Source organism: Nocardia sp. NPDC051570, assembly GCF_044454005.1.
GTDB lineage: Bacteria > Actinomycetota > Actinomycetes > Mycobacteriales > Mycobacteriaceae > Nocardia.
Genome location: NZ_JBITDI010000003.1, coordinates 349,400 through 368,223, shown reverse-complemented (window position 1 = coordinate 368,223; position 18,824 = coordinate 349,400). Strand labels below are relative to the sequence as shown.

17 protein-coding genes are annotated in these 18,824 nt (G+C 67.8%); 3 read left to right on the top strand and 14 right to left on the bottom strand.

Features of this window, described 5'->3' with window-relative positions; all coding sequences use genetic code 11:
• Nucleotides 1–48: 48 nt before the first annotated feature.
• From ACIA76_RS08590 to ACIA76_RS08545, 10 genes are all read right to left on the bottom strand, one after another.
• Nucleotides 49–897 (bottom strand): hypothetical protein, encoded by an 849-nt coding sequence (locus ACIA76_RS08590; RefSeq protein ID WP_397150050.1) that lies wholly within the window; start codon nt 895–897, stop codon nt 49–51.
• A 52-nt stretch (nt 898–949) separates the two neighbouring features.
• A complete protein-coding gene (gene truA, locus ACIA76_RS08585; protein WP_397150047.1) occupies nt 950–1,801 on the bottom strand; it encodes a tRNA pseudouridine(38-40) synthase TruA in 852 nt (283 codons plus the stop codon).
• Nucleotides 1,802–1,879: 78 nt separating this feature from the next.
• Entirely contained in the window at nt 1,880–2,398 is a 519-nt protein-coding gene (rplQ, locus tag ACIA76_RS08580; protein ID WP_397150045.1) for a 50S ribosomal protein L17, read from the bottom strand.
• Between the two features lie 76 nt (nt 2,399–2,474).
• Nucleotides 2,475–3,533: a DNA-directed RNA polymerase subunit alpha gene (locus ACIA76_RS08575; RefSeq protein WP_062509558.1), complete on the bottom strand. Its 1,059-nt coding sequence runs from the start codon at nt 3,531–3,533 to the stop codon at nt 2,475–2,477.
• 117 nt (nt 3,534–3,650) lie between these two features.
• A complete protein-coding gene (gene rpsD, locus ACIA76_RS08570) occupies nt 3,651–4,256 on the bottom strand; it encodes a 30S ribosomal protein S4 (protein WP_397150042.1) in 606 nt (201 codons plus the stop codon).
• Nucleotides 4,257–4,278: 22 nt separating this feature from the next.
• The gene (gene rpsK, locus ACIA76_RS08565; protein ID WP_397150040.1) at nt 4,279–4,692 is read right to left on the bottom strand and encodes a 30S ribosomal protein S11; all 414 of its coding nucleotides are present in this window, start codon (nt 4,690–4,692) and stop codon (nt 4,279–4,281) included.
• Between the two features lie 9 nt (nt 4,693–4,701).
• Nucleotides 4,702–5,073, bottom strand: coding sequence for a 30S ribosomal protein S13 (gene rpsM / locus ACIA76_RS08560; protein WP_397150038.1), 372 nt, complete (start codon nt 5,071–5,073; stop codon nt 4,702–4,704).
• Between the two features lie 174 nt (nt 5,074–5,247).
• A complete protein-coding gene (rpmJ, locus tag ACIA76_RS08555) occupies nt 5,248–5,361 on the bottom strand; it encodes a 50S ribosomal protein L36 (RefSeq protein ID WP_025347279.1) in 114 nt (37 codons plus the stop codon).
• Between the two features lie 83 nt (nt 5,362–5,444).
• Nucleotides 5,445–5,666, bottom strand: coding sequence for a translation initiation factor IF-1 (gene infA / locus ACIA76_RS08550; protein ID WP_040804562.1), 222 nt, complete (start codon nt 5,664–5,666; stop codon nt 5,445–5,447).
• Nucleotides 5,667–5,862: 196 nt separating this feature from the next.
• The gene (locus ACIA76_RS08545) at nt 5,863–7,122 is read right to left on the bottom strand and encodes an MFS transporter (protein ID WP_397150036.1); all 1,260 of its coding nucleotides are present in this window, start codon (nt 7,120–7,122) and stop codon (nt 5,863–5,865) included.
• A 266-nt stretch (nt 7,123–7,388) separates the two neighbouring features.
• On the opposite strand from ACIA76_RS08545, the gene ACIA76_RS08540 reads away from it, so the two are divergent.
• A complete protein-coding gene (locus ACIA76_RS08540) occupies nt 7,389–9,629 on the top strand; it encodes an AAA family ATPase (RefSeq protein WP_397150034.1) in 2,241 nt (746 codons plus the stop codon).
• A 9-nt stretch (nt 9,630–9,638) separates the two neighbouring features.
• On the opposite strand, the gene ACIA76_RS08535 is transcribed toward ACIA76_RS08540, so the two are convergent.
• Nucleotides 9,639–10,175, bottom strand: a complete 537-nt coding sequence (locus ACIA76_RS08535) for a DUF4254 domain-containing protein (protein WP_397150031.1) — start codon at nt 10,173–10,175, stop codon at nt 9,639–9,641.
• A gap of 140 nt (nt 10,176–10,315) precedes the next feature.
• On the opposite strand from ACIA76_RS08535, the gene ACIA76_RS08530 reads away from it, so the two are divergent.
• Together ACIA76_RS08530 and ACIA76_RS08525 are read left to right on the top strand one after the other, a co-directional pair.
• Nucleotides 10,316–11,158 carry a GntR family transcriptional regulator gene (locus ACIA76_RS08530; RefSeq protein ID WP_397150029.1) on the top strand — a complete coding sequence of 281 codons (843 nt, stop codon included), beginning with the start codon at nt 10,316–10,318 and terminating at the stop codon, nt 11,156–11,158.
• A complete protein-coding gene (locus ACIA76_RS08525; protein ID WP_397150027.1) occupies nt 11,155–11,727 on the top strand; it encodes a GNAT family N-acetyltransferase in 573 nt (190 codons plus the stop codon). Before ACIA76_RS08530 ends, ACIA76_RS08525 begins: the two co-directional genes overlap by 4 nt.
• Nucleotides 11,728–11,731: 4 nt before the next feature.
• On the opposite strand, the gene eccCa is transcribed toward ACIA76_RS08525, so the two are convergent.
• The 3 genes from eccCa to eccD are packed head-to-tail and all read right to left on the bottom strand — an operon-like array spanning nt 11,732 to nt 18,615.
• Entirely contained in the window at nt 11,732–15,769 is a 4,038-nt protein-coding gene (eccCa, locus tag ACIA76_RS08520; protein ID WP_397150025.1) for a type VII secretion protein EccCa, read from the bottom strand.
• Between the two features lie 15 nt (nt 15,770–15,784).
• The gene (gene mycP, locus ACIA76_RS08515) at nt 15,785–17,188 is read right to left on the bottom strand and encodes a type VII secretion-associated serine protease mycosin (protein WP_397150022.1); all 1,404 of its coding nucleotides are present in this window, start codon (nt 17,186–17,188) and stop codon (nt 15,785–15,787) included.
• A complete protein-coding gene (gene eccD / locus ACIA76_RS08510; protein WP_397150690.1) occupies nt 17,185–18,615 on the bottom strand; it encodes a type VII secretion integral membrane protein EccD in 1,431 nt (476 codons plus the stop codon). The genes mycP and eccD overlap by 4 nt, the downstream gene beginning before the upstream one ends.
• Nucleotides 18,616–18,824 lie beyond the last annotated feature (209 nt).

Below are 18,824 nucleotides of genomic sequence, written 5' to 3'. Positions count from 1 at the left end.
CGACGGCGGCCACCCTCGGCGGCCGCCGTTCGTCGTCACTGGCATCCGCTACGCGGGATGTACGTGCGCCGGAAGGGGTTTCGCGGGCATCGGCAGCGCGCGCAGGCGGGCGCGCAGGACCACATCGGTCACCTCGTAGGGGATATCGTCCTCCTCGGGCTGTGAGGGTTCGATGCCCAGTTCGATGACCTCGCGGTCATGGGATTCCCGCACGCCCAGGGCCGCCTCGACCCGCCAGCGGAATTCGCCGGCCGGAATCGGGGCCTCGGGGACGGGCTCCTCCTCATTGGTCATCCGGCGTGCCTCGGCGAGGGCCTCTTCGCTGACGAACGGCGCGAGATCGTTGACCGAACCGCAGTCCTCCTCGTCGACGAACAGCAGGAAGCCGTCGGTGCGACCGGCCCGATGGAAGCTGCCGTACAACACCGCACCCACGCCGTCGCCCTCCGACCAGCGGAAGTACTCCCCCGCCGTGGTCGGCTCGCCGAGTTCGCCCACCCACGACGGCGCCGAAACTCCGGCCGCCACAAGGCGATCCGCCGCCTCGGTCGCCAGCGACCGGATCGGTTCCGGCGTCAGCGCCGCGACACAACGCAGGAAGGCCAGCGCCCCCGGCTGCCCGAACTCCTCGGCCTCGGCGACGAACAGCTGCGCGAATACCTCGGTGGCCTCCTCGCCGGTGCCGTAACCGACCGCCAGCAGCGAGGCGGCCAGATACTCCCCGTCCACCGGATCGTCCACCCGCTCGAACTCCCCGAGGGTGGCCACCACGTTGTCGAGCATCTCCCGCACCGCGGGATGGTCGGGCCCGATCTCCTCCACGACCTCGGCCTCGGGCGAGGGTTCCCGCCCGTTCTGCTTGTTGTCCTTCTTACGACCTCGACTCACCGGACTCATGAAAGCCGAGTCTGCCATCCGCGGCGCTCCCGCCACCCCAACAACTCGCGACTCACCCGCCGCAACAACCCTCACCCGCCGGAACGGTACGCATTTCCCGGGTTTGGGCATTGCGGGCCGCGAGCTCGGCATCGGCCGGATAGTCCACCCCGATGAGACTCAGGCCGTGCGCCGGGGCCACCGTCACCGAGCTGGCACGCTCGCGCTCGTCGAGCAGGCCCGCCACCCAATCGGGCGTGCGGCGCCCCTCGCCGACCGCGAGCACCGCGCCGACCAGGCTGCGGACCATCGACCAGCAGAAGGCGTCGGCGCTGACATAGGCGGTGAGCAGATCGCCGTCGCGCTCCCAATCGAAGCGCTGCAGCTCCCGAACCGTGGTCGCGCCCTCGCGGCGGCGGCAGAAGGCCGCGAAATCGTGCAGCCCCAACAGCTTTCGGGCGGCCGCGCGCATCGCCTCGAGATCCACCTCGGAGCGGCAGGGGACCACGCTGCGGGCCCGCAGCGGTTCGGCACCGTAGGGCGCGGTGGTCAGCCGATAGGCGTAGTGGCGGCGAATGGCCGAGAAACGCGCGTCGAATTCGGGCGGGGCGACGCGAATGCCGGTGACCCGCACATCCTTCGGAAGGAAGCGGGCCAGGCGATGAATCAGCTTGGGGCCGTCCGGTTCCGCGGACGTGTCGAAGTGGGCCACCTGCCCCTCGGCGTGCACACCGGCATCGGTGCGGCCCGCCACGGTGAGCTGGATAGGCTCGCGCAGCACCTTGCTCAGCGACTCCTCGAGCACGCCCTGCACGGTGCGCAGGCCCGGCTGGCGGGCCCAACCGGTGAAATCGGTGCCGTCGTAACCGATATCCAGTCGTACCCGAACCGCAACGGTGTGCGGGGTCGGATCCTCGGCGATCACAGCGACCTCCTGGTTAACATGAGCGAGCCCGCCGACCCGGAGGGGACGGCGGGCTCGCGCGTCATGCGAGGGAGCGATTTACTCGCTCTTCTCCTCGGCGGCCTTCTCCTCGGCAGCCGGGGCCTCGACGGCCTCGGTCACCTCGGCGGTCTCGTCGACCTTGACCTCCTCGACCGGAGCCTCGGCCGGCTTCTGCGACGCGGCCACCCGGCGAGCGCGGTCGGCCTCGTTGGTCACGGTCTTCTCCCGGACCAGCTCGATAACGGCCATCGGCGCGTTGTCACCCTTGCGGGGGATGGTCTTGATGATCCGGGTGTAGCCACCCTCGCGACCCTCGAACGACGGTCCGATGTTCGCGAAGAGTTCGTGGACCACGTCCTTGTTGCGGATCACCTTGAGCACCTCGCGACGGTCGGCAAGACTGCCGGCCTTCGCCTTGGTGACGAGCTTCTCGGCATACGGGCGCAGCGCCTTGGCCTTGGCCTCGGTGGTCGTGATCCGACCGTGCTCGAAGAGCGCCGTCGCCAGATTGGCGAAGATCGCCTTCTGGTGCGACGCCGACCCGCCGAAGCGGGCACCCTTCTTGGGCTTGGGCATTGGTTGTTCTCCTTAGGAAAGGGCCGCACCCCGAGAAGTTTCGGGGTCCTGCGGGGCGAAGCCTCCGCAGGACGGCCTAGAGCTGTTCGGTTTCGGCGTAATCCTGTTCGCCACTGTCGGTGTCGCTGAACGAGCCACTGTCGCTCCAGGTCCCGCTGGCGGCGTCGTAGCCGACGACGCTGGAGGGATCGAAGGAGGCCGGGCTGTCCTTGAGCGAGAGGCCCAGCGAATGCAGCTTGACCTTGACCTCGTCGATGGACTTCTGCCCGAAGTTGCGGATGTCCAGCAGATCCGACTCGGTGCGAGCGACCAGCTCGCCGACGGTGTGCACACCCTCGCGCTTGAGGCAGTTGTACGACCGCACGGTGAGGTCCAGATCCTCGATCGGCAGCGCGAACGAGGCGATGTGGTCCGCCTCGGCCGGGCTGGGCCCGATCTCGATACCCTCGGCCTCCACGTTCAGCTCGCGCGCCAGGCCGAACAGCTCGACCAGGGTCTTACCGGCCGACGCCAGCGCATCCCGCGGGGAGATCGAGTTCTTGGTCTCGACATCCAGGATGAGCCGGTCGAAGTCGGTGCGCTGCTCGACACGGGTCGCCTCGACCTTGTAGGTCACCTTCAGCACCGGAGAGTAGATCGAATCCACCGGGATCCGGCCGATCTCCGCGCCCGAGGCCTTGTTCTGCACGGCCGGGACGTAACCGCGACCGCGCTCGACGACGAGCTCGATCTCCAGCTTGCCCTTGTCGTTCAGGGTGGCGATGTGCATATCGGGGTTGTGGACGGTCACACCGGCCGGGGGCACGATGTCACCGGCGATGACCGCGCCCGGGCCACTCTTGCGGACGTACATGGTGACCGGCTCGTCCTCTTCGGACGACACGACCAGGCCCTTGAGGTTCAGGATGATGTCGGTGACATCCTCCTTCACGCCCGGGACGGTGGTGAACTCGTGCAGCACGCCGTCGATGCGGATGCTGGTGACGGCCGCGCCCGGAATGGACGACAGCAGCGTGCGGCGCAGCGAGTTGCCGAGGGTGTAACCGAAGCCCGGCTCCAGCGGTTCGATGGTGAACCGCGACCGGTTCTCGGTCACGACCTCTTCGGTCAGCGTCGGTCGCTGTGAAATCAGCATTGTGATCCTCCTTCAGAGGGCGCCCACTATTTGACACCCACGAATTGTTTTCCCCTGCCCCGTCATTCGGGCCGTATGGCCGGGAATGACGGGGCGAGGACAGCAAGCTCGAACGGCTTACTTCGAGTAGTACTCGACGATGAGCTGTTCGTTGATCGGCACGTCGATCTGAGCACGCTCCGGCAGCTGGTGGACCAGGATCCGCAGCCGGTTCGGCACGACCTGCAGCCAGCCCGGGATCGGGCGATCGCCGAAGGTCTCGCGCGCCACCTGGAACGGCAGCGTCGGCAGGCTCTTCTCCTTGACATCGATGATGTCGTACTGGGAGACCTGGAAGCTGGGAACGTCCACCTTCACGCCGTTGACCACGAAGTGGCCGTGCGAGACCAGCTGACGGGCCTGACGACGGGTCCGGGCCAGACCGGCGCGGTACACGACGTTGTCCAGCCGCGCCTCGAGCAGACGCAGCAGGTTGTCGCCGGTCTTACCCTTCTGGCGGTGGGCTTCCTTGTAGTACTTGGCGAACTGACGCTCGAGGATGCCGTAGGAGAAGCGAGCCTTCTGCTTCTCCTGCAGCTGCATCAGGTACTCGGATTCCTTGATCCGCGCGCGGCCGTGCTGACCCGGCGGGTAAGGACGACGCTCGAACGCCTGGTCGCCTCCGACGAGGTCGACGCGCAGACGACGCGACTTGCGGGTGATAGGTCCGGTGTAACGGGCCATTTGCTATTACCTTCCTTCCCGCTTAGACGCGACGCCGCTTGGGCGGACGGCAACCGTTGTGCGGCTGCGGGGTGACATCGGAGATCGTGCCCACCTCGAGGCCGGCGGCCTGCAGGGAGCGGATCGCGGTCTCGCGGCCCGAACCCGGGCCCTTGACGAATACGTCGACCTTCTTGACGCCGTGCTCCTGCGCCTTGCGGGCAGCGTTCTCGGCGGCAAGCTGGGCGGCGAACGGGGTCGACTTGCGCGAACCCTTGAAGCCGACGTGGCCCGAGGACGCCCAGGAGATGACGTTGCCCAGCGGGTCGGTGATCGACACGATCGTGTTGTTGAACGTGGACTTGATGTGCGCGTGGCCGTGCGGGACGTTCTTCTTGTCCCGGCGCCGCGACTTCTGGGTCTTCTTGGGGCCGGAGGCCCGACTCTTCGGAGGCATCGGTTATCCCTACTTCTTCTTGCCGGCGACGGTCTTCTTCGGACCCTTGCGCGTACGCGCATTGGTCTTGGTCCGCTGACCGTGCACCGGGAGATGGCGACGGTGGCGGATGCCCTGGTAGCAGCCGATCTCGATCTTGCGACGGATATCGGCCTGCACCTCGCGGCGCAGGTCACCCTCTACCTTGAACTCCGACTTCTCGATGTAGTCACGAAGCTTGGTGAGATCGTCGTCGGTGAGATCCTTGGTACGGAGATCCGGGCTGACGCCGGTCTGCGTGAGGATCTCCTTGGAGCGGGTACGACCGATGCCGAAGATGTAGGTCAATGCGATCTCCATGCGCTTCTCGCGCGGGAGATCGACGCCCATCAGACGTGCCATGGTGGCGATTCCTTAATGGTTGCGGAGGTCTGCTCCCTGTCCGCCCCCTCGTATGGGGCCCCGGCCTCCGTACCGGGGGTGGTTGGGTATCCGCCCTCACGGGCTCGGCGATACCCAGTGGCGCTGGGAGGTCTTCTTTGTTCTGTCAAGCAGAACTGCGATCGTGCTCTACAACTAGCCCTGGCGCTGCTTGTGGCGCAGGTTGTCACAGATCACCATGACCCGGCCGTTACGCCGAATCACCTTGCACTTCTCGCAGATCTTCTTGACGCTCGGCTGAACCTTCACGTCCGTCCAATCTGGTTGTGGTTCACAGGGTGTGAACACAGTTGTTCCCCGGTCCAACGACCGGGGAAGTCTCTATTCGTCGATCACTTGTAGCGGTAGACGATGCGGCCGCGTGTCAGATCGTAGGGCGACAGCTCCACGACCACGCGATCTTCGGGCAGGATACGGATGTAGTGCTGCCGCATCTTCCCGCTGATGTGCGCGAGAACCTTGTGACCGTTCTCCAGCTCGATCCGGAACATCGCATTGGGCAACGGCTCGATAACTCGGCCCTCGACCTCGATGGCCCCTTCCTTCTTCGCCATATCCTCCGCGATCCGGGTTGGGCCCAGCCTGGTTGGCTAGGCTTTCGGCTAGCTGATCACTGTAGTTTGTCGTGCACTCCAGTCGACCGGGTGCGATACTCACCGGAAACGACATGCGGACATGAGGCGACCGGCGGATAGGTGCACCGCCGGTCCAGCTTACCCGTGAGTGATGCGATCGACCAAATAGGCCCCGCTAGGCGGCGTCGAGCGGCTCGCGTCCGGTCAGCGGACCCCACACCACGATCAATCCGATCATGAGGACCAGCGCCGCGGTAATCACCGAGAACACCACGCCGGAACCGCGGTGTTCGAGCAGCGGCAGCAGCAGGAACGGCTGCACCGCGGTACTGAGCTTGGACAGCGAATAGGTCGCGCCCGAGGCGGTTCCGCGCACGCTGGTCGGGAACGATTCCGGCAGATAGGTGTGGATCGCGTTGGAGAAGACGTTACTGGCCACCGTGAACAGCCCGCCCGAGAGCAGGATCAGCGGCACCTCGGTCGCGAAGCCGAAGACCAAGCCGAACACCGCCATCAGCGCGGTGGAGCCGATCACCAGATACTTGCGCTCGATGCGTTCGATCAGCGGGATGGCCAGCAGCGATCCGATCGGATAGCCGAGATAGGTGATGGCCAGATAGCCGAGCGAATTCACCACGGTGAGGCCCTTGGACTGCAGCACCAGCACGGCTAGCGTGCCGAAGCCGTAGTAGCCGAACACCTGCAGGATCATCACCGCGGAGAACAGCAGCGTGCGAGTCCGGAAGGGCGGCCGCAGGATTCGCGCGAACGGCACGCGTTCGGTCGTCCGCCGCTGCCGCGCCAGCCACTGCGGCGATTCCGGCATATGCCGGCGCGCGACGAAGACCAGCGCGGCGCCGAGTCCGCCGATCACGAACAGCCAGCGCCAGCCGTCGACGCCGAGCGGCCGCAGCGGCACGAGCCAGCGCGCGAGGAATCCGACGGTCGGCACCGCGCAGAAGCCGATGGTGTAGGCGATGGAGATCATCCGGCCCCGCACCTGCGCGGGCATCACCTCCGACAGATAGGTGTCGGAGACCGTCATCTCCGCCCCGATGCCCAGCCCGGCCAGCGCCCGGGTGGCCATCAGGAACCAGACGTTCGGGCTGAACGCGCCCAGCAGCGTGAAGCCCGCGTACACCCCGATATTGATCATGAACATCCGGCGGCGGCCGAACAGATCCGACAACCGGCCGAGCACCAGCGCGCCGATGAACTGCCCGGCGAACGCCGAGGCGAGGATGCCCGAGAGCTGATAGGTCGACAGATGCAGTTCCTGCTTCAGCACGCCGGTGATGGTTCCGGCCAGGAACAGCTCGTAGAGATCGAAGAACAGACCCATCCCGACCAGGGCGACCAGCCTGCGGTGGATCGGCCGGATCGGCAGTTCGTCCAGCCGCGCGTCGCTGCGGCCGTCTTCGACTGTTGTCGCCATCTCGTCATGCTCCCGATCTCGCAACGACTCGGCAATTCAGCGCGCCGAGTGTGAGGCACGCTACAGCACCACGGGCGAACCGTCCCGGCGGTCCGACCGGGCGGCAGGTCCGTCGCGGCCGTTTTCGCTCGCGTAAACTACCGGCTGTCCAGGTAATCCGGTACCAGCAGATCCAGGGGGATCCGTGAGGGAGCGCAGCGAGCGAGTGTGGCGCGCAGCGCCCTCGGGCACCGCGGAGCTGAGCTCGTACGCCTGCGAGGTGCGTTGTGAGTCGTAACGACGACGGCCTGCCGATGCTGCCGCCGTGGCTGTCCGAAAGCGAGGTCACGCAGGTCGGCTACGAGGCCCCGGTCCAGAATCTGCCGCAGGAGGACCTCATCCCCGAGGAGTCCGCGGCCCGCCGGCGAGGTCGGCGCAAATCCGAGGAGCCCGAGGGCGGTAGGAAGCGCCGCATCGGCTGGGGCCGGGACAAGCCCAGGGCCGAGGAGATCGAGGAGTCCGACCCGCCGAATAACGAGGCGCGCGAGGAGCTGCCACCGCTGCCGCATCGTCAAGGCGGCGAATTCCAGCTGCCCCACCAGAATTCGCCGACCCGGAACAACGGCGGCGATCAGGGCGGCGAGGGCGTCATCGGCTCGCGGGCCGATGATCGTGCGCCGCAGTCGTTTTCCGAAGAGTCCCAGGACATCCCGGCACAGCCGAATCCGCCGGGACCGTCGCCCGAGTACCCGGCCTGGCAGGCTCCGACTCCGATTCCGCCCGCGCCGACGAGCGCGCCCGATACCGAGGCCGCCGAACCCACGACGCGGATGAACCGCCCGGAGCTGCCGCCGCCCCCGGAGCGCACCCCGAACCGGCCGCCGCTGCCCGACCCGCCGGGACCGGCCGATCGCCTCGCACCCGGACCCACGCCGCAGGGGTTGAGCCCGATGCGTCCACCGGCAGCACCCGTGGACCCGAATCCGGTTGCGGCCCTAGCGGATCCGTCCATCGGCGGGCCCCGCCCCGAACCCGGCGCCGATCACCGTCATCCCGCGCTGGAAACGCCCGTGCCGACTCGGCCCGGACCCGATGACGAGCGCACGGCGTTCGTGCGGCCGCCCGCGCAGCCCGGCCCACACGTGCCGACGAGCGACGGACCGCATCCGGCCACCAACGGGATCGACCACCGGGCCCCGCAATCCGACCCCCGAATCCCGCAACCCGGCCCGCAGTCCGACGCCCGGATCCCACAGCCTGGCCCGCAGTCCGATCCTCGGATCCCGCAACCTGGCCCGCAGTCCGACCCTCGGATCCCGCAACCTGGCCCGCAGTCCGACCCCCGGATCCCGCAGCCCGGCCTGCCGCCCTATCCCCCGCACAGCGGAACCGGCACGCCGACAACAGGATTCGCCGATCCGAATACCGGACCGCATGCGCAGCGCGCGCCGCGGTCCGATGTGCCGCCGCCCGGTCCCCGGGGTTTCGTCGCGCCGCAAACGCCCTACTCTCCGCAGCAGGGCGGGCAATGGCAACAGCCGCAGTGGGCCACGCCGCCTCCGCAGCAGCAGTACCCGCCGCAGTACGGACCGCAGGGGCGGCCGCCCTCGCTCGACGATGTTCCGATGCGCCGGGCCAAGAAGTCGCCCGGCTCGGGCTGGCGACGCGCGGTGCATCATATGTCCGGTGGCGCAATCAATCCCGGCATGTCCGCGGAGGAGCGGCGGCTGCAGGAACTGGTGGCGCGGATTCGCCAGCCGGTGCGCGGCGATTACCGGATCGCGGTGCTGTCCCTCAAGGGCGGCGTCGGCAAGACCACGACGACGATGGGCATCGGCTCGATCTTCGCGTCCATCCGCGGCGACCGGGTGATCGCCGTCGACGCCAATCCGGACTTCGGCACGCTGTCGCAGCGGGTGCCGCTGCAGACCCGCTCGACGGTGCGAGATCTGCTGCTGGATCAGTCGATTCGTTCCTATTCGGATGTGCGCCGGCATACCTCGCAGGCCACCAGCCGACTGGAAGTGCTTGCCAGCGAACGGGATCCGGCCGCATCGGAGGCATTCAGCGAGGACGAGTACCGCAAGGTCGCGCGCCTGCTGCAGCGGTTCTACAACATCATCCTCACCGATTGCGGTACGGGACTGATGCATTCGGCCATGGCGGGCGTGCTGGATCTGGCGCATTCGCTGGTGCTGATCTCATCCTCGGCGATCGACGGCGCCCGCAGCGCCGCGGCGACCCTGGACTGGTTGTCGCTGCACGGCCACGACCATCTGGTGCGCAATGCCGTCGTGGTGATCAATCTGCCGCGCCCGGGCTCACCGAATGTCGGCATTCAGCAGCTGCGCGAATACTTCCTGTCCCGCTGCCGCGCGGTGCACATCATCCCCTACGACCCGCATCTGTCCGAGGGCGCCGAGATCGATCTGACCCGGCTGCACAAGACCACCAAGCGGGCCCTGGTGGAGTTGGCGGCCACGGTCGCGGACGACTTCGCGACCGATCATCGCCCCTATACGGTCTGAGCGCGCGGGCTACCAGGCGGGCAGACGGCGCCGGCCGGCGAGCACGTCGTTGACGAGATCGTCGTAGCCGTCGGCCAATTCGGCCAGATGATGCCAGGCGCCGTGCAGCATTTCGTTGTTCGCGTCGAGGGTCATCAGGGCGTGGTGAGCGCGGACCGAGGCCTCGGCGAGGCGGTCGATGACCGAGCCGATCGTTTCGGTGTGCAGGGTCGCGCCGAGGCGGTGCTGCGGGACCGTGCGGACGATCCAATCGTCGATCGCCATCACCAATTCGATTCGGCGGCGCTCGATTTCGATGATCGTGGTGGGATCGCTGTCGGGCTGGGAGCCGCCTCGGCCGATGAGCCGGCGCTCGTGCAGCACCGCGAGATCACGGGCGAACCACAGCATGGGACCGCCGATGACCCGGTGACCCCGACAGGCGCGCAGCAACAGATCGGAGCTGGGCAATAGGCCTGTCATCATGGATTGGAGCGCGCTCGCGCTCTGGGGTGCGTCGGGCAGCGCCACGACCACCGTCTGAGTAGTTGTCTCCGAACCTGCCACGTTGCCTCGCCGTCATCGCCGTTAACAACACCCGTTCAGGACTTCATTACAATAAACCGCTGAAGGCGTGTGTCAAGGGTCACACGCCCGCTGGACCAGCGGAGTAAACTCCTTTTCTCGAGGCACACCCTAGGAGCGAGATGGTGGCGGAGGGTCCGAGGTACCAGCGGATCGCAGACATCCTCCGCGAGGAGATCCGAGGCGGCACCTGGAAACCGGGCGACCGGCTACCCAGCCATTCCGAGCTGGCCGAGCAGATGCAGGTATCGATCACCACCGCCCGCAACGCGATTCAGGTACTGGTGGCCGAAAACCTGCTCTACACAGCGACTTCCCGTGGAACCATCGTCCGTAATAGGGAGGTCCTGGAATCGGTTGTGACCAACCACATCCGGCCGGACCGGCCGAAGTCCTCGCACGACATCTTCTCCGAGATCGCGCGCGCGGCCGGTCGTGAGCCGTCCAAACAGTTCAGCGCCCGGATGGAACCGGCCGGCGCGGAGGTCGCGCTGTGGCTGGGTGTGCCGAAGGATTCCTGGGTGGTATCCAGGACGGTTGTCCAGTATCTGGACAACGAGCCGTGGTCGTGGGAGGTGAGCTTCTATCCACGGGACTTGGCAGAGGCCACCGGGATCGACTCACCGCACGATATCCCCGAGGGCACCACCCGCAGGCTGGTCGAACGCGGCTACGCCGAGACCGCGCATCGCGACACCCTCGTCGCCCGCCCGGCGACCGCCGAGGAGGCGGCCGTCCTCGGCGTCGGCACCGGAACCATGCTGCTGGACCATCTGCGCATCGGCGCCAATGCCGAACGCATCACCCGCGTCACCCGGCATCGCTCGATCGCCGCGCGCAATCGGCTCGCCTATGAACTGGGCGACGACGACGGCACCGAGATGATCCGCAAGATCCTGGGAACGCCGCAGCCCCCGGGCAATTCGCATTACTTCGGTAACTCGCTGGTGCCGGGGCCGCCATGACAATCCGCATTCGCCAGGCCGGTATGGCCGATCTCGGCACCATCTGCCGATTACGGCTCCAACGGACGACCTGGCTTGCGGAACGTGGCTGGGATCAATGGACGAGACAGGGACGAGGACTGCCGATCGAGCGGTTTGCCCGCGCGGCGGGCCGGGCGGTCCGCGCCGGGGAGACCTGGATCGCGGAGATCGACGGCGAACCGGCAGGCACCATCACGATCAACGGCCGCGCCGATGCGGGTCTGTGGTCGCCGGGTGAGATCGCCGATGCGGTCATCGTGCACTACATGATCGTGGATGTGCGCTTCTCCGGACACGGCCTGGGCCCGGCGCTGCTCGCACACGCCGCGGCCATGGCCCGCGCGGCCCGTCGCACCTGGGTCCGGCTGGATGCCTGGACCACCAACACCGACCTGCACGCCTACTATCGCCGCGCCGGATTCCGCCTGGCCCGCATGGCCGGACCCGATGCGCCGGGTCCGTCCGGCGCGCTGTTCGAGCGGCGCGCGGACGCCTGGCTCGGCGCGCCCCTCCTCACCAGCGCGCAACCGGGCCGCCGGGCGGGCTGATTCTCTATACCGGTGGCAGATAGGCGATCTGGACCATCTCCTGACCTCGGCTGCGGGAGACCAGGATGCCGCGGCCGGGCGGGAGTTTGGTGGGGCGGACATCGCCGATGAGTTTGCCCTCGTCGCGGGGGCCGCTCATGATCAGCGTGTCCACGGACATGTTCTTCATACCGCCGAGGATCGGATCGTAGAGCGCCCGCGAGACGCCGCCGATGCGCCGGGTCACGATCAGATGCATGCCGATATCGCGGGCCTGCGGCAGGTATTCCAGCAGTGCCGCAAAGGGATTGGTGCCGCCGCTGACCACCATGTCGTAGTCGTCGACCAGGATGTAGATCTCCGGACCGCTCCACCAGCTGCGCTCGCGCAGCTGCTGCGGGGTGATGTCGGAGCCCGGGATCCGCTTGGCCAGATACCCCGCGACCTCCGTCAGCATCGGACCGCAGGTCTGCGACGAGGTGGAGTATCCGGCCAGCTGCTCACCCTCGACGACGCCGAGCATGGTGCGCCGATAGTCGATCATGATGATGCGCGCCTGTTCGGGCGTGGCGTTGTCCACCAGACCCATGGCGATATTGCGCAGCAGGGTGGTCTTGCCGCATTCCACGTCGGCGAATGCCATGAGATGCGGTTCGGAGCCGAAATCCAGGACCAGTGGCTCCAATTCGTTCTCGCCCAGCCCGACGACGAGCTTCGTCGGGCTCTGCTCGATACCGCGCTCGGCCGCCATGGCCAGCAGCGATTCGCGCGGGAACTCCGCGGGCAGCATGCGCACCTGGGGCGCCCGGCGCGAGCCCCACATCTGTTCGAGCGCCTGCTTGGACAGGACCACACCCTCGGACATGCTCTGCGGATCGGTGTTGGAGTCCAGGCGCGGCAGGGCCATCAGCATATGCAGCTGATCGGGTGTCAGGCCGCGGCCCGGGCGGCCGACGGGGACCAGAGCCGCTGTGCGACGGTTCATTTCGGAGTCGGACGGATCGCCCAGGCGCAGCTCGAGCCGGGTACCGATCTGATCCTTGACCACCGGGCGGATCTCGGCCCACCGGGAGGCGCCGATCATCAGGTGGATGCCGTACGAAAGGCCCTGGGCGGCAAAAGCTTGGATCTGCGGCTCGAGCGTATCCATCTCCTCGCGGATGGTCGCCCAGCCGTCGATCACCAGGAAGACGTCGCCGAATCGGTCCTCCGCCAACGGATCCTCCGCGGGCAGCGTGCCGTCGGGCCGCATCGTGGCGAACTTGCGGCGGCGGAACTCGGCCATCGACTCGATGCCCAGTTCGGCGAATCGCTCCTCGCGCTGGCGCATGAGGCTGCTGAGTTCGGCGATGGTCCGGCGCACGCGATCGATGTCGAGGCGTCCGGCCACCGAGCCGACATGCGGCAGACCCGACAGGCCCGCCATCGAGCCGCCGCCGAAGTCCAAGCAGTAGAACTGAACCTGCTCGGGAGTGTGGGTGGCCGCGGCCGCCATGATGATCGTGCGCAGCGCGGTCGACTTACCCGACTGCGGACCGCCGACCACCGCGACATGTCCCTGCGCGCCGGACAATTGGATCGTGAGCACATCGCGGCGCTGCTCATAGGGCTTATCGATGATGCCGATCGGCATCCACAGCTGCCCGTGCCGGTTGACCGGCGAGCGCCAGTCCGGATCCGGCAGCAGCATATCGACCGAGGGCGATTCCTCCAGCGGCGGCAACCACACCTCGTGCGCGGGCCGGCCGTGTCCGGTCAACCGGCCCACCACGATCTCGAGCAGCGACTTCGGAACACCCTCTTCCGCAAGGTTCTTCGGCGGTGGCTCCGGCAGCGCGAGCGGATCGAACGGCGGTTCCTCCGGCAGTTCCGGCATTTCGACGGGCGCGGCGGTGAATACGGTCGGGCTGCCGCCGATCACCTTGCCGTCCACCATGATCTGACCCGCGACCCGCGGCGCCTCGTACGGGCCGGAGACATAGGTCGCGTTGAAGCGCAATGGATCCGCGGCATCGGTCTTCAGATAGCCCGCACCGGGAATGCTGGGCAGATGGTAGGCATCGGTGATGCCGAGCACCGCCCGGGATTCGTTGGCGGAGAAGGTCCGCAGGCCGATCCGGTAGGACAGATGCGAATCCAGTCCGCGCAGCTTGTTCTCCTCGAGTCGCTGCGAGGCCAGCAGCAGATGTACGTGCAGCGAACGGCCCAGCCGGCCGATCATCACGAACAGATCCGCGAAATCCGGCTTCTGCGAGAGCAATTCGGAGAACTCGTCGACGACGACGAACAGCGCGGGCAGCGGATCCAGCGGCACACCGGCGGCGCGCGCCTTCTCGTAATCGGTCACGTTGGCGAAGTTGCCCGACGACCGCAGCAGCTCCTGACGGCGGTTCATCTCACCGGCGAGGGCGTCGCGCATGCGGTCGACCATCGACAGTTCCGCTTCCAGGTTGGTGATGACCGCGGCGACATGCGGCAGCGGATCCAGGCCGAGGAAGGTCGCGCCACCCTTGAAGTCGACCAGCACCAGGTTCAACGCGTCCGGGGAATGGGTGGCCACCATCGACAGCACCAGCGTGCGCAGGAACTCCGATTTACCCGAACCCGTTGCGCCGATGCACAATCCGTGCGGACCCATACCGTATTCGGCGGATTCCTTGATATCCAGATCCACCGGGGTGCCGTCGGGCGTCACGCCGATCGGCACGCGCAGCCGCTCGCGCGGGGTGCGCGGGCGCCACACCTTGGCGGGATCGATCTGGGTGGCGTCCGGAATCTTCAGCAGCGCCATCAATCCCGGATCGGTGCGGGTCTCATCGCCCAGGCTGACGATCTGTGCGGCGGTGGCGATCCGGAAGCGGGCCAGGGTGCGCGCGAAGGTCTCCGCCTCGGCGATGCTCACCTCGTCGGCGGTGGCGAAGCGTTCGACACCGGCGGCGCTGCGCGCGCTCACCGCGCCGCCGCTCACCACCAACTGCAGCCCGCGCCGGGCGGCCAGGCCGTTCTCCGGCGCGGTGAGATCCAGCACGGTCACCGAGTCCAGGCCGGACTCGCTGACCAGCCGCTCGGTCCCGTTCACATAACCGTCGTCGATGACCACCAGCAGATGCGTACGACCCTGTGTGGGTTGAGGATTGCGCATGAACCGGCCGCGCTCCATGAGCTCGGCCTGTAGCGCGGTCTCGAGTTCGCCCAGCGATCCGTACATCATGCGCGCCGAGCCCATACCGTCGCGCGTGCTCGGATGTTGCAGGTGCGGAAGCCATTTCGCCCATGCCCAGGCCGGGCCGTCCGGATTCGCGCAGACGATCGCGACGGCGACATGGTCGGGACCGTGAAATGCGGTGAACGCCATGAGTATCGAGCGCACCAGCATCCGGGCGTCCTCGGCCGGGCCCTCGATGTTGATGGCCGGGAAGGCACGCAGCGAGACCGCGGTGGGCAGTCCGTGCACCACCGAATGGGTGCGCACGAAGCGGCGCAGCGCCACGGTCGAGACCGGTTCCAGATCCTCGAGCGGACCGGTCTCCGGCCGGGCCAGCTTGGTCGCGAGGCGATGGCTGCCGACGCCGACCCGGACGTGACCGAAATCCGGATCGTTGGGGCGACGCTCCCACATCCGGCGGGTGCCCACGACCGACTCCAGATCCGCGGGTTCGGGATGGCTCCAGGTCAGCGATTCGAGTTGCTTCTGGCCGGTGCGGCGAACATCCCTGCGCACCTGGTCCAGATAGCGGAAGTAATCCTTGCGTTCCTCGTTGAGCTCGCCGGCCGTCTTCGATCCGCCGCCCTTCCCGAAGCCCATCACCATGCCGCCCATCGACATGAGCATCATCATCGGGAACATCATCATGAACGGGTTGGCCAGCAGCGACCGGCCCATCATCACGAACATCGCGAGCATGCCGACCACGGCGACGACCATGACGACCGGCATCATCTTGGCCAACAGCGGTGCGGGCAGCGGCCGGGTGATCTCCGGAGGCGGGCTCAGCGTCACCTCACCGCCGGGCGCCCGGGGCGGGGCGATCCGGGGGCGGCGCACATAACCTTCGGTAACCATGGCTCCTCTGCAGTCCTAGGGCTCGATGTCGAGCTCGTCGCGTCGGCGGCGGAACGGAATCGCCACGACGAGACCGATTCCCAGCGCGGCCAGGCAGGTGATCGACCCGATGACGGCGTAGCGGCGCGGCCGCGGATCGACCGGCGGCGGCACATACGGCGCCGCGATCGCCCGCGGCTTATCGGCCCCGGCGCTCACCGGTTGATCGGGCAGCTGCGCGGTCAGCGCGGCCACCGGATCGATCATCCCGTGCCCGATGGCGTTGTCGCGGCCCCGGCCCGGTCCGTGCGCGGTGCGCTCGATGCGATCGATGACCTGTCCGGCGGACAGTTCCGGAAAGCGCGAACGCACCAGTGCCGCAAGGCCCGCCACATACGGCGCCGCGAAACTGGTGCCCTCGATCGGGCGGATGCCGTCGCTGGTCTGCACCCCGTTGACCAATCCGACCCCGCCGGGCTTGCTGTCCAGCGAGGTGATCTGACGCCCCACGGCCGCCACCCCGATCCAGGGTCCGCGCAGGGTCAGCTCCGAGGGATTACCGTCCGGGTCGATGGAGGCGACCGCCAGCACATACTTGTCGAACCACGCCGGACTCGGAATCGTCTGCACCCCTGACCATCCCGACGAATCGTTCTGCTGTTTACAGGGCCCGTCGGATTGCAGATTGCCGGCCGCCGCCACGACGACCACATTGTGCTCGAACGCGTACTGCACGGCCGCGCCGAGCGCGCCGTCGGCGGTATCGGCGCCCGCGGGCGCACAGGAGACCTCGGAGATGTTGATGACCGTGGCGCCCATATCGGTGGCCCGGACCACGGCCGCGGCCAGGGTGAGCACATTGCCGTAGCCGGAATCGGTGATGGCGCCGGGTGTTTGGCCGGAACCGCCGCGGTTCTTCGGTTGATAGGCGAGGCTGAGTTGACGGATGGCGAGCAGTTCGGCGTCCGGCGCGATCCCGGCGAATCCGTCGTCGGGCGATGGCTTCGCCGCGATGATTCCGGCGACGATGGTGCCGTGTCCGTCGCAGTCGACGGTGCCGTCGGTATCGGAGACGTAGTCACCGCCCGCCTGCAAGGCGGGCAGGCGCGGATGCCGGTTGACCCCGGTGTCGATGACCGCGACCTTCTGTCCCGCACCGCGACTGAACTGCCAGGCCGCCGGAAGATCGAGGACGCGCTGGGCGATCGGCGGCTCGGGCGGCGGCCCGCCCCGCAGGATCGGCTCGGCGCAGATCAGCCGCTGCTCGGTCGGTTCGAGCGGCGCCGGATGCTGACTCAGGCCGATCGCCGGGCCGAGGGCGCCGGGATCCACGACCGGCGGCGCCACGGCACCGGCCGGTCCGGGCGAGCCGAGCAACGCCGAGCCGAGAATCCCTGCCGCACAGGCGGTTCTCCCCCAGCCGCGCCACGGCACGGTCATATGTTGCGGGCCATCGCGTACACGCCCATGATCCACAGCACCAGCGGAATCACCAGCACGATCAGCAAGTATTCGAACAGCTCCCCCATGCGGCGCTGCACCGGCGAGATCTCGATATGCGGTCCGATGACACCGAAGAACACCACGGCCACCGCGAATGCCAGCAGCACACCCGCCGCGGGCACCAGATATCGCTCATCGCCGAGTCCGAGCCCTGCCAGCACACCGCAGACGGTGACCGCGCCGCCCGCGATCAGTGTGCCCGCCTGGGTCAGATCGGCGAAGGATCGGCCGCGCAGCGCCAGGATGATCGCCGTGACCACGGCCAGCGCGATGCCTTGCCAGCGAGCCGAATTCAGCGGATCGGCCGCGCCGACCGCGCCGAGGACGGCCGCCATGGTCGCACCGGCGAGGATGCCGGACTGGTAGCGGTTGGCCGCCTCCGCGCGGCGACCCAGGCCGACCGCGGACGGCAGGGCCGTGGCGCCGATCGCGCCGATGCCCTCGATGGTCGGGCGTGGTTCGTGATCGGCCGGATCGATCGCCGCACCCGCGGTCGGCACCGGCGGCACCGGCAGCCGGGCCAGCACCGCGGACAGCCGCGGCACCGACGAGATCACCACGAGCGCACCGACCAACAGGCCCGCGGCGATCCTCGGGAACGCCGGTTCCCAGATCATCCGGACCGCCGAGGCGATCGCGCCGAAGATCGATACCGTGATCGCCAGCGAGAACAGGGTCGCGCCGATTCCGGTCGCGCGGTAGCCGACCGCCGCCGCGACCAGCAGCACCGAGAAGCCGAGCAGCAGATGGGGACTGGCGATCGGGCCGGGCACGAACAGACCTCCGCCGGTGCCCAACAGCAGCAGTGCCGCGAGCGCGAGCCAGGTGGCCGAGCGGGTATCGGCGTACTTGCGGGCGGCGATCGCGGCCGCGACCATCGTGGCGATGCCGACCCCGGCGGCCAGGAATGCCGGAACCAGTTCCTGGCCATGGGAACGACTCGCGGCCGACAACAGCACGGCCAGCACCACGGCCAGCACGCCCGACACCAGTCCGGTCCAGCGCGCGGCCGAGGGCGACCAGCCGCGGAACGAATCGGCGGTCAGCCGCGATACCGCGTCGATCACATCGTCGAACAGCGCTGGCGATTCCTTGGCCGATACCGAGCGAAGTACCAGCAATTCGCCGTCGTAGACCTCGGCCTCGGTCAGCGTGCGATGCGGCGGAATCGGTTCGCGGCCCAGCCGGGCCAGCGTCCAATGGCCGGTATGCAGAGTGGCCGAATCCTCCTCGGCCTCGGCGGGATCGGGATTACGCGATTCGATGAGCGCGACCAGTTCGCCGATGAACGAGGCGATCGGCACCGACGTCGGCAAACCGACATCGAGCTGGGTATTCCCACCGATGACGGAAACTCGGCACAATTCTGGTTCGACGGCGGCTCGGCCGCCGATGGCTGGTGTAGTCAATTGTTCGACAACTCCGGAGTCTCGGCTGACGACTGTTGTTCGCTCAACGATCTCCGTACCGGCAGAACCACTTTCACCCCGTCGACGATCTCACGTTGCCACCCTCCGGCCGCGAAAACTACTGTATCGGACAGCCCGTACCTGCGCTATCGGTAGGCTGGTCG